Below are 10,752 nucleotides of genomic sequence, written 5' to 3'. Positions count from 1 at the left end.
CGGCCCGGCTGCTCGCGGCCACGCCGGTGCTCAGGCGTTCCTGGCTGGCGGCCGTGGTGTTCCTGCTGCTGGCGACCGTCGGCGCGGTGCGTACCACCGAGTCGCCGACCCTGTTCCTCGCCCTCGCCCCGCTGCTGCCGCTGGCCGGGGTGGCGCTGTCCTACGGCCCGGCGCTCGACCCGACCTACGAGATGACGGTCGTCGCGCCCACCCACGGCTTCCGCCTGCTGATGATCCGCACGCTCGCCGTGCTGGTCGCGGGACTCGGCCTCAACGGGCTCGCCACCCTCGCCCTGCCCGGCTACGGCCTGCGCGCCCTGGCCTGGCTGCTGCCCGCGCTCGCCCTCACCGCGACCGGCCTCGCCCTCACCCCGAGGCTCGGCCCGGTCCTCGCGCCCTCCCTGGTCGGCGGCGCCTGGATCACCGTACTGCTGGCCGCGCAGGCCGCACAGCAGGCGCAGACCGATGCCCTGGCACCGTTCACGGCGGCCGGGCAGGGCGTGGCGGGGGCGATGGCCGCGCTCGGCGCCGGCCTGCTCTTCCTCGTCCGTGACCGCTTCGACCTGTTCAACGGGAGCGCCCGATGACCGCCGCCGAGCCGCGCCCCCTCCTCCGTCACCGTCTCGATCTCCGCAACGGGAGCCCCGCATGACCGCCACCGTCTCCGCCTCCGGGCTCCATCTCCGCTACGGCGGCACCCGCGCCCTCGACGACGTGTCGCTGCGGCTGACGCCGGGCGTGACCGGGCTGCTCGGGCCCAACGGCGCCGGGAAGACGACCCTGCTCAGGGTGCTCGCCACCGCCGTGCCCGCCGACCGGGGCTCCTTCACCGTCCTAGGCCACGACCCGGGCAGCTCGCGCGGCCGGCAGCAGGTCCGGCGCTCGCTCGGCTACCTGCCGCAGACCCCGGGCTTCCACCCGGACTTCAGCGCCTTCGAGTTCGTCGACTACGTGGCGATCCTCAAGGAGCTCACCGACCGCACCGCACGCCACCGCGAGGTGCGGCGCGTCCTCGAGGAGGTCGACCTCGGGGACGTACGCGCGAAGCGCATCAAGAAGCTGTCCGGCGGGATGCGGCAGCGGGTCGCGCTGGCCGCTGCCCTCGTCGGCGACCCCGGTTTCCTCGTCCTCGACGAGCCGACCGTGGGGCTCGACCCCGAACAGCGCATGCGGTTCCGGGAGTTGATCGCACAGGCGGGGGAGGGGCGGACCGTGCTCCTGTCCACCCACCAGACCGAGGACGTGGCGATGCTCTGCCACCGCGTCCTCGTCATGGCCCGTGGCCGCATCCTCTTCGAGGGCACCCCCGCCGAACTGAGCGCACGGGCCGCCGGCCGGGTGTGGAGCAGCACGGAACGCGCCCCCGGCGCCAAGGCGGGCTGGCGCACCGGCACCGGCTCCTTCCGCAACGTCGGTGATCCGCCGGCGGGCGCCGAGCTCCTCGAACCCACCCTGGAGGACGGTTACTTGCTCACCCTGGACGACGTGGACGCGGAGGTGGCGGCATGAGCCTGGTGACCGAGACGGCGGCCGAGTCCACCGCCGCACCCGAGGAGGAGCCGCGACGGGCCTGGGCCGCCGTGTTCGCGCTGGCCCGCTTCGAGGCCCGCGACCTGCTGCGGTACATCCCGGTGCTGGCGACGCTGCTGCTGTACGTCGGCTACACGGCGTGGACGCTGTTCCACCAGCAGGACGGCATGGAGGCCTTCCCGGCCCTCCAGGACGCGGACCGCGCCACCCAGAACGGCCCCCTGCTGCTGGGGATCGCCCTGTTCGTGTGCGTCAACCGGTGCACACTGCGCTCCCGCAGGCGCGGTACCGACCGGCAGTTCGACGTCATGGTCATGGAGCCGTGGCGGCGGACGGTCGCCCATGTGCTGTCCGTGGTGCCCTTCGCCGCCGTCACCGCGCTGGTGGTGCTCGGCGAGTTCACCCGGCAGGCCCTCAGGCCGGGCGCGGTGGGCCACGGCTCCCTCGCCGAACTGGCCGTCGGCCCCCTGTACGTGCTGCTGTGCGGCGCGTTCGGCGTGCTGCTCGCCCGGCTGGTCCCGTCCACGTTCGCGGCACCGGTCGGAGTGGTCGGACTCTTCGTCCTCAGCGTGTTCGTCTCCGCGGGCACCAGCGGCGCGGAGTGGACCCGGTGGCTGTCCCCGATCGTCGACGAGACCAGCCAGAACACGGTCCTGCCCACGGACCTCGTCGGCCGCCCGGCGGCCTGGCACGCGCTGTACCTGACGGGGCTGATCCTGCTGCTCGCCCTCTGCGCGGTCCTGGCCAGCGGCGGCCGGACGCCCCTGCTGAAGGCCGGTGCGGCGGGCGCGCTCGCGCTGACGGTGACCGGCGCCATGGGCCAGTCCGGGGGTGTGTCACCGGAGTTGGCCGCCGCCCGTGAGCAGGTCTCGGTCTCCCCCGAGCGGGTCCAGTCCTGCGTACGGCTGGACGGCTCGACGTACTGCGCCTTCCCCGAGTGGACCGGCCGCACGGGCGACTGGGCGGGGACCGTGGACCGCGTCCGGTCCCTGGCCGGCGGTACGGCCGCCCGGCAGCCCCTTCTCGTACGGCAGCGGGTCGAGGCCCGTTACGGCCTGGACGGCGACTCGGCGATCGAACCGCTCACCGCGCCGCACCAGGTCACCGTCGGCACGCGGTGGGGCGGCAACCGGGTCCCCGAGTTCGCGGTCGCCGTCGCCTACGTGCTGGTCACCGGTGACGAGTCGAAGGGCGCCGAACTGTGCGACGGCCGGGTGGTCACCACGATGTGGCTGGCCGTGGGCGGGGACACGCACCCGATGGCCGCCCTCGCGAACGTCCGCCTCGACGACAGCGTCACCGGGGACGCGGGCGTCCTCGCCCCGACCAGCGGGCTGTCCATGACGGCCGGACAGACCGATGTCGTACGGGAGTTGCTGCGGCGGCCGCGCGGCGAGGTGACGGCTTCCGTCAAGCGGCACTGGAGCGAGCTGACCGCGCCGGGCGTCTCGACCGCGCAGGTGGCACGGGTGCTGGGCGTCGAGGCGCCGAAGGAGGCGAACGACTGTGCGGAGGAGTGACGGGGGCGCCCGGTGGGCGCTGGTCGCGGCCGTGGCACGCACGGTGCCGTGGCGGGCGGTCGGCGCCGGGGCGGTCGTCGGCCTGCTGGTCGTCGCGCTGCCGCGGCTGCTGTCCGGGACACCCGACGCGTGGCTCGGCGTCACCCTGCTGCGGGCCGCCGCCCTCGCCTTCGCCCTGGGCCTGGCCTTCCTCCTGGACGACCCGGCCCGCCGGCTCACCGCCCCCGTCCCCACCCGGCGGTGGGTGCGCAGCGGGCTGCGGGCCGCACTGGCCGCGCCGGTCGCCGCGCTGTGGTGGGCGGCGGCGCTGGCCCTGCTGCCCGAGGACGCGCGGCCGCCGGTGGGCGCGGTCACCCTGGAGGCGGCGGCGACGGCCGTCCTCGCGCTGGCCGCCGCGGCGGTGGCGGTCCGCTTCACCGACGAACCCGAACCCGGCCCTTCGGTGGCGGCCGGTCTCCTGACCCTCGCCCTCCTCGCCCCCCTCCTGCTCCCCGCCCGCTGGGACCTGTTCGTCGCGCCGGGCGACCCGAACTGGCAGGCGGCGCACGTACGGTGGGCGGTGGTCCTGGTGAGCGCGACCGCGGTGTGGACGGCCTGCGCCCCGGAGCCGCTACGACGCCTCGGACTGCGGCCGGCCTCCTGATCCCGGGCGATCCCGATCTCAGGTCTCCGTGCGGTACATCAGATCCGTCTCGTACGTCGTGAAACCGAGGCGTTCGTAGACCGAGACCGCCGCCTTGTTGTCGGCGTCGACGTAGAGCATCGCGGTCGGCAGGTTCTGCGCGGCGAGGTGGCGCAGGCCGATCGTCGTGAGGGCCTTGCCGAGGCCGCCGCCCTGGGTGCCGGGGCGGACGCCGACGACGTAGACCTCGCCGAGCTGTTCGGCCGCGTGCACCTTGGTCCAGTGGAAGCCGACCAGTTCGCCGTCGCGGAAGGCCAGGAAGAAGCCCTCGGGGTCGAACCAGGCCTCGGCCTTGCGGTCGTCGAGGTCGCGCTGGGTCAGCGAGCCCTGCTCGGGGTGGTGGGCGAAGGCGGCGGCGTTGACCGCGAGCCAGGCGGCGTCGTCCTCGCCGGGCACGAAGGTGCGGACCGTCACGCCCGCCGGGAGCACCGGGTCGGGCAGTTCGAGGCCGGTCAGCGGGCGCCGCATCTGCCGCAGTTCACGGAAGAGGGTGAGCCCGAGGACCTGGGCGAGGTGGCGGGCGGCGCTGTGACCGCCGTGGGCCCACACCCGCAGCCGCTTCCCGGAGGCGGCAAGGAGTGCCGAGCCCAGGGCGCGGCCGTGGCCGTGGCCGCGGTGGGCGGGGTGGACCACCAGCTCCGCCGCCGGCGCCTCCACCGGGTCGGTGTCCTCCAGCTGGGCGTATCCGGCCAGTTCGTCGCCGACGTGCAGCAGCAGATGGGACACGCCCTCGCGGGTGCCGCCCCTGAGCTGCAACCTGCCCTGTTCGGACACCGCTTGCCGGCCGTCGTGGTGCGCGGCCTCGGCGAGCAGCCCGAGAACCGCCTCGGTCTGTTCCGGCGAGAGCGCCGAAAGGGTCTCGATGGAGCGGGAGATGCCGGGGCGTGCGATGTCGTCGCTGGTCATGGCTACGAGGGTAAGGGGAGGTGCACGCAAAGCGGCGGCAAAGAAGCAACCAGGATGTAACCGCGGAACCTCTGTCGCGCTACGCGCGTTGACCCTAGGCTGCGCCGGACGGGGGCACTCTCACATCCGGAACCAGGGGGGCGTATGCCAGCCATGTCCCAGCAGCAACAGCGCCGCAGACGTACGTATCGACTCGTGGCCGCGGCCGCCGGTCTCGCCACCGCCGGCGCCCTCGCCGCCGCACTGCCCGCCGGCGCGCACGACAACCAGCACGGCAAACCGCTGCCGAGCCGCTACCAGGACGTCCAGCTGCTGTCCTTCAACGACCTGCACGGCAACCTGGAGCCGCCGTCCGGCTCCTCCGGCCGGGTCACCGAGCTCCAGGCGGACGGGACCACGAAGACGATCGACGCGGGCGGTGTCGAGTACCTCGCCACCCACCTGCGCGAGGCCCGCAAGAACAACGCGTACTCCATCACCGCCGCCGGCGGTGACATGGTCGGCGCCTCCCCGCTGATCTCGGGCCTGTTCCACGACGAGCCCACCATCGAGGCACTGAACAAGCTCGACCTCGACGTGACGAGCGTCGGCAACCACGAGTTCGACGAGGGCGCGAAGGAACTGGCGCGGCTCCAGAACGGCGGCTGCCACCCCACCGCCGGCTGCTACACCGACGAGGAGTTCGAGGGCGCCGACTTCCCCTACCTCGCCGCGAACGTCCTGGACGAGAAGACCGGCAAGCCGATCCTCAAGCCCTACTGGGTGTGGAAGAAGAAGGACGTCAAGGTCGGTTTCATCGGCGTCACCCTGGAGGACACCCCCGGTGTCGTCTCCGCCGAGGGCGTCAAGGGCCTGAAGTTCAAGGACGAGGTCGAGACGATCAACAAGTACGCCCGCGTGCTCCAGAAGCAGGGCGTGAAGTCGATCGTGGCCCTCATCCACGAGGGCGGGGCCCCGGCCTCCGCCTCCTACAACTACGACTGTGACGCGCCCGGCGCCGGCGACGGCATCTCCGGCCCGATCGTCGACATCGCCAAGAACATCTCGCCGTCCGTGGACGCCCTGGTCACCGGCCACACCCACGCGGCCTACGTGTGCACGATCGACGACCCGGCGGGCAACCCGCGCATGGTCACCTCGGCCGCGTCCTTCGGCCGGCTCTACACCGACACCACGCTGACGTACGACCGCTTCACCGGCGACATCGCCCGTACGGCCGTGAAGTCGGCGAACCACGTGGTCACCCGGACCGTCGCCAAGGCGCCCGACATGACCGAGCTGATCGGCAAGTGGAACACGCTCGCGGCGCCCATCGGCAACCGGCCCGTCGGTTACATCTCCGCCGACGTCCCGAGCACCGGCACCGAGTCCCCGATGGGTGACCTGATCGCCGACGCGCAGCTCGCGTACGGCAGGTCCCTCGACCCGGAGACCGACCTCGCGCTGATGAACCCCGGCGGTGTCCGGGCGGGCCTGACCTACGCGGCCAAGGGGACCGAGGGGGACGGGGTGGTGACGTACGCCGAGGGCTTCACCGTGCAGCCGTTCTCCAACACCGTGAACCTCCAGGACTTCACCGGCGCCCAGCTCGTCAAGGTCCTCCAGGAGCAGGTCAGCGGCTCCAACGCGGCCTCGCCGAAGATCCTGCTGCCGTCGGCCAACCTCACCTATACGCTCGACCTGACGAAGACCGGCGCCGACCGGATCGTCGTCGACTCCGTGAGGCTGAACGGCACGGCCGTCGACCCGGCGGCCACCTACCGTGTCGCGACCAACAGCTTCCTCGCGGGCGGCGGCGACGGCTTCACCACGCTGGGCCAGGGCACCAACGACCTCGTCGGCGGCGACGACCTCGCCGCTCTCGTGGAGTACCTGACGGCCAACTCGTCGGCGAGCAGCCCGATCGCCCCGCCGGCCGCGAACCGGATCACGATCGTCAAGTAGACCTCCGGCATCACCGCACGCAGCACCCCGGCCCCGCCGACCACCCACCGCCACCCTGGCGGTGGCGTCGGCGGGGCCGTTTCATTTCCGTCCGTAAATTCTGTGTCAGCCCTTCGATTCTCAGGCGATGCATAGTCATTCTTATTGACGTCTAAGGCCAAATGGCTTTTTCGGCTGCGGGATTGCCGTAGTGTTTTCCATGTCGAAAGCGAACGACGCAAACGCAAAGGAGGGCGTGATGGTACTGAAAACGTAGACGTCGAAGCGCAACTCGGTCGCCCATAAGGGCTGACACAGAATTCACTTACGTAAATCAAATCAATTCGCAGATGAGGATGCAGATATGAGCTTCCACAAGATCGTCCCCGTGAAGAAGGCCGCCAAGCCCGCCCCGGCCCCGAAGAAGAAGGCGCACAAGAAGGCCGCGCCGAAGCGCCGTCCGGTCGCCCACAAGGGCTGAGGCAGCGCGCCACGAGGCGGGGCCACCGGACGGCGAGCACGTCTCGCGCCGGGGCCCCGCCTCGGCCGTCCCCGCGGCCGCCGTAGCTGAAAGGGAGTCGTCATGAGGGAAGTCCGCGAGGCCTTCCGCCGTTTCTGGCCGCTGACCCGCGGCGACCGTGGGTGGCTGGCGGCGATCGTCACGTGCGTGGTGGTGTCCGCGCTCGCCGAGACCGCCGCGATCCTGCTGTTCGCGGAACTCACCGACACCGCTCTCAAGGCCGGTTCTCTCTCCGCCTTCTGGGGGCCGGCCGGTGCCTGGCTCGCCGTGGCCGCGCTCGGCGCGCTCGTCGGCTACCTGGGCAATTCGCTCGCGACCTGGACCGCGGAGAGATTCGTGCTGCGGTTGCGCGCGCAGGTGTTCCGGCACGTCCAGGAGCTGCCCCCGCACTTCTTCCAGCGGCACCGCCACGGCGACCTGGTCGAACGCCTCACCGGAGACGTCGAGGCCATCGAGCAGATGGTCGTGTCCGGCGTCGTCGGCACGGTCGCCGCCGCCTTCTCGGCGCTCTTCTACTCGGCCGCCGCCCTGTACCTGCGCTGGGACCTGGCCCTCGCCACCTTCGTCCTCGCGCCGCTGTTCCTGTTCGCCGCCCGCCGCTTCTCCGGCCGGATCAGGGAGGCCGCACAGGACGAGCGGGTCGCGGACGGCGCGATCACCTCCGTCGTGGCGGAGTCCCTCGGCAACATCGTGTTGACCCAGGCGTACAACCGCCGCCGCGACGAGGAGCGGCGCCTGGACCGCGAGGCCCGCGCCTGGATGCGGGCCTCGGTGCGCGGAGCCCGGCTCAGCGAGATGTACGAGCAGTTCGTCGAGGTCGTGGAGACGCTCTGCGTGCTGGCCGTGATCGGGCTGGGCGTCTGGGAGATCTCGGCCGGCCGGATGACACTGGGCCGGCTGCTCGCCTTCGCCGCCTTCATCGGCTACCTGTACCCGCCGGTCCGCAACCTCGGGCAGCTCGGCCTCACCCTCACCGCCGCCACCGCGGGCGCCCAGCGCCTGAACGAGATCCTGGACGCGCAGCCGTCGGTCGGCGACCCGGCCGAACCCGTCCCCGCCTGGCCGGTCCGGGGCTGGATCGGCCTGCACGGTGTGCACTTCCGCTACCCGACCGCACACCGCGACTCCCTCACCGACGTGTCCTTCGCGGCCGCCCCCGGCGAGCTGGTGATCATCACGGGCCCGAGCGGCGCAGGCAAGTCCACCCTGTCCAAGCTCCTCACCCGCTTCTACGACCCCTCAGCGGGCGTGATCACCCTGGACGGGGTGCCGCTTTCGCACCTGGGCCTGGAGTTCCTGCGGGAGCAGATCGCCCTGCTCCCGCAGGAGACGCTGATCCTGGGCGGCACCATCCGCGAGAACATCGGGGCGGGCCGGCCGGGCGCGAGCGACACGGAGATCGAGCAGGCCGCCCGCGCGGCCGCGGCCCACGACTTCATCACGGCCCTCCCCGAGGGGTACGACACCTGGATCGCCCCCGGCACGGCGGCCCTGTCCGGCGGCCAGCTCAAGCGGATCACCATCGCCCGCGCGATGCTCCGGGCCGCACCCGTCCTGGTCCTCGACGAACCCACGGCCGGCCTGGACTCGGTGGCCGCCCGTCAGGTCGTCCAGCCCCTGCGCCGGCTGATGTCCGGCCGCACGACCCTGATGATCACCCACGATCTGAGCCTGGCCCCGGGCGCGGACCGGATCCTGGTGGTGGACGACGGACGCCTGGTGGAGGCCGGCACCCACACCGAACTGGTGGCCCACCAGGGCACCTACGCCCGCCTCCTCGGCCCGCTCCCGGAGGACACGATGCCCCTGCGAAGGCTGCCGGAGGTGCCCAGGCGGATCAGAACGGTGTCGCCGCTCCCACGATCCGGGCCGGCAGATACGGTGAGCGGACTCTGATCTCCCAGCCCCGTCGGCGGGCGTGGCAGGTGAGGGCCAGGATGTCGAGGCTGAGGGCGGCGTCGGGGTCGGAGGGGCGGTCGGCGACGGCGTAGTGGTCGCGGTGGGCCGTCAGGGCGTCCAGGAGGGCCAGGTTGAAGCTCTCCTCGTCGCCCTCCACGAGCTGGGAGAACAGGACCGCGGGCGGCGGCAGGAACCCCTGGTCACGGGCCTTGCCGGTGTCCCGCAGGGCCTCGTCCGTGGCGGGCACGGGATCCTCGCCGCGCAGATAGGCGTGCAGGGCCCGGCGGTAGGGGGCCGACACGGAACGGTCCGGACCGACACGCTCCGGGCCCGCCAGGACCAGCGGCGCCAGATGCTCCCGCCGGCCCGTGATCAGCGCGAGGTGCACCGCCCGGTGCCAGGCCCCCGGCCCGGCGTCCTCGTCCCGGCAGGCGGGGTACGTCACGGTCCGGCCGTCGATCGTCACCGGCACGTCGGTGCCGGGCTCCGCCAGCGTCGTACGGAACAGCGCGGCCCCGAGCTCCGCGGCCAGCCGCAGGTTCTCCAGCTGGGCGTCGCTCGCGTCGGACGTGTGCGCGGCGCGGGTCCGGAAGAGCAGCTCCTGATAGGTGACGGCGTAGGCCAGCTCGAAGGTGGTGAGCGACTTGCCCGGCACCGGCGTGACGGCGTCCCGGGTGTACCGCTCGAACTGCTCCTCGCTGTCGGCCTCCAGGGGGCGCGGCTCCAGGGCCCGCCCGAACTCCACCACTCCCGCGGTGAGTTCGGCCACCGCGTCCGGGCGCCGGTCCCGGCCGTAGGGCCCCACCCGGGGCGGTGTGGCCTTGAACCCGGTGACCAGCGCGTCCGGCAGGTAGTCGCTGTCGACGGCCGGCGGCCAGCCCTCGTCGCGGTACGCCAGCGCGGTCAGCGCGATCGGCAGGAGGGGCAGGAGACTGCCCGGTCGCGCCCCGGGCCCGGGGGTGCCGGTCAGCGGCCGCAGCAGGCGTACGACCGCCTCGTCGAACCCCTCCCGGTCGCCCGCCGTCAGCGCGCGCAGCGCCCGCAGCCCGATGCCGTACGGCTGGTCGGCGAGCTGACGACCGGTCTCCGTCTCCCGGGCCCGGACCCGGTCGAGTGCCGCGTCGAGTGCGGCGAGCTTCTGCTCGCGGGAGGGCGGCCAGGTGGCGTCGTCGTCACCGGTGTCGCCGATGACGTATGCCATGAAGCCGTTGATCAGTTCGGTGTCGGGGTGTCCGGAGCGGCCCCGCTGGGGTGCCTCGCGGGCGAAGTGGAAGGCCTCGCCGTGCCATCGGGTCTTCTCCACGAGGATCGCCAGGCAGAAGGCGTCCAGCCACCTGTCGGCCGTGACCGGCTCGGGGGAGCCGCCGGGCTCGCGGTCGTACACCAGGCCCCAGTTGGGGTAGGTGAGGAAGACCTCGAAGCGGTCGCGCGGGAAGTACGCCGCGTAGGCCACCGCGCCGGCGGCCGCCTCGGCGGCGTCCTCCAGGACTGCCTTCGCCTCGGGGGAGTGGAGGTCGGGCGTCTCCACCGAGAGCGCGCCGAGGTACTCGACGAACTCCTGGGCGATCAGCCACCACTCCCACGCCGTCACCGGGCCGGCCTTGGACAGGGAGTGGACCTGCGAACCGATCCTGTTCGCGAAGTCCTTCCGCACCGCCGAGACGGCCGCCTCACCGACCCGATGCCGTTCGATACGCACCATTCTTCCGCTCCCCCGTCCGACTTCCCGATCTACCGGAACAGGCTAGAACGAGGGTCTGACACAGCGCCGG

The 10,752-nt window shown here is 72.6% G+C and carries 8 protein-coding genes; 6 read left to right on the top strand and 2 right to left on the bottom strand.

Annotation, left to right across the window (positions count from 1 at the left end; genetic code table 11):
* From AOJ26_RS00360 to AOJ26_RS00345, 4 genes are all read left to right on the top strand, one after another.
* Positions 1-587 (top strand): hypothetical protein (locus tag AOJ26_RS00360; protein WP_053846096.1); only part of this gene is annotated, 587 nt, incomplete at its 5' end.
* Positions 588-648: 61 nt separating this feature from the next.
* Positions 649-1,509, top strand: coding sequence for an ABC transporter ATP-binding protein (locus tag AOJ26_RS00355; RefSeq protein ID WP_053846095.1), 861 nt, complete (start codon positions 649-651; stop codon positions 1,507-1,509).
* On the top strand, positions 1,506-3,050 hold the full coding sequence (locus tag AOJ26_RS00350; protein WP_053846094.1) for an ABC transporter: 1,545 nt from the start codon (positions 1,506-1,508) through the stop codon (positions 3,048-3,050). The genes AOJ26_RS00355 and AOJ26_RS00350 overlap by 4 nt, the downstream gene beginning before the upstream one ends.
* A complete protein-coding gene (locus AOJ26_RS00345; protein ID WP_053846093.1) occupies positions 3,037-3,693 on the top strand; it encodes a hypothetical protein in 657 nt (218 codons plus the stop codon). Before AOJ26_RS00350 ends, AOJ26_RS00345 begins: the two co-directional genes overlap by 14 nt.
* An 18-nt stretch (positions 3,694-3,711) precedes the next feature.
* On the opposite strand, the gene mshD is transcribed toward AOJ26_RS00345, so the two are convergent.
* Positions 3,712-4,638 (bottom strand): mycothiol synthase, encoded by a 927-nt coding sequence (gene mshD / locus AOJ26_RS00340; RefSeq protein WP_053846092.1) that lies wholly within the window; start codon positions 4,636-4,638, stop codon positions 3,712-3,714.
* Positions 4,639-4,782: 144 nt separating this feature from the next.
* Between mshD and AOJ26_RS00335 the strand changes: the two genes are divergently transcribed.
* Together AOJ26_RS00335 and AOJ26_RS00330 are read left to right on the top strand one after the other, a co-directional pair.
* The gene (locus tag AOJ26_RS00335; protein WP_053846091.1) at positions 4,783-6,582 is read left to right on the top strand and encodes a bifunctional metallophosphatase/5'-nucleotidase; all 1,800 of its coding nucleotides are present in this window, start codon (positions 4,783-4,785) and stop codon (positions 6,580-6,582) included.
* 562 nt (positions 6,583-7,144) lie between these two features.
* Positions 7,145-8,977 (top strand): ABC transporter ATP-binding protein, encoded by a 1,833-nt coding sequence (locus AOJ26_RS00330; RefSeq protein WP_078959671.1) that lies wholly within the window; start codon positions 7,145-7,147, stop codon positions 8,975-8,977.
* On the opposite strand, the gene AOJ26_RS00325 is transcribed toward AOJ26_RS00330, so the two are convergent.
* On the bottom strand, positions 8,919-10,682 hold the full coding sequence (locus tag AOJ26_RS00325; protein WP_053846090.1) for an immunity 49 family protein: 1,764 nt from the start codon (positions 10,680-10,682) through the stop codon (positions 8,919-8,921). The genes AOJ26_RS00330 and AOJ26_RS00325 overlap by 59 nt on opposite strands.
* Positions 10,683-10,752: the final 70 nt, after the last annotated feature.

The sequence above is a fragment of the Streptomyces sp. NRRL B-24085 genome (genome assembly GCF_001282115.1).
GTDB lineage: Bacteria > Actinomycetota > Actinomycetes > Streptomycetales > Streptomycetaceae > Streptomyces.
Note: the sequence above shows the minus strand (reverse complement) of the source record. Positions and strands in the feature narration are given on the sequence as shown.

Excerpts from the sequence above, each read along its gene's own strand:
- AOJ26_RS00355 (WP_053846095.1), top strand. The coding sequence starts at position 649 with ATGACCGCCACCGTCTCCGCCTCCGGGCTCCATCTCCGCTACGGCGGC.
- AOJ26_RS00350 (WP_053846094.1), top strand. The coding sequence starts at position 1,506 with ATGAGCCTGGTGACCGAGACGGCGGCCGAGTCCACCGCCGCACCCGAG.
- mshD (WP_053846092.1), bottom strand. The coding sequence starts at position 4,638 with ATGACCAGCGACGACATCGCACGCCCCGGCATCTCCCGCTCCATCGAG.
- AOJ26_RS00335 (WP_053846091.1), top strand. The coding sequence starts at position 4,783 with ATGCCAGCCATGTCCCAGCAGCAACAGCGCCGCAGACGTACGTATCGA.
- AOJ26_RS00330 (WP_078959671.1), top strand. The coding sequence starts at position 7,145 with ATGAGGGAAGTCCGCGAGGCCTTCCGCCGTTTCTGGCCGCTGACCCGC.
- AOJ26_RS00325 (WP_053846090.1), bottom strand. The coding sequence starts at position 10,682 with ATGGTGCGTATCGAACGGCATCGGGTCGGTGAGGCGGCCGTCTCGGCG.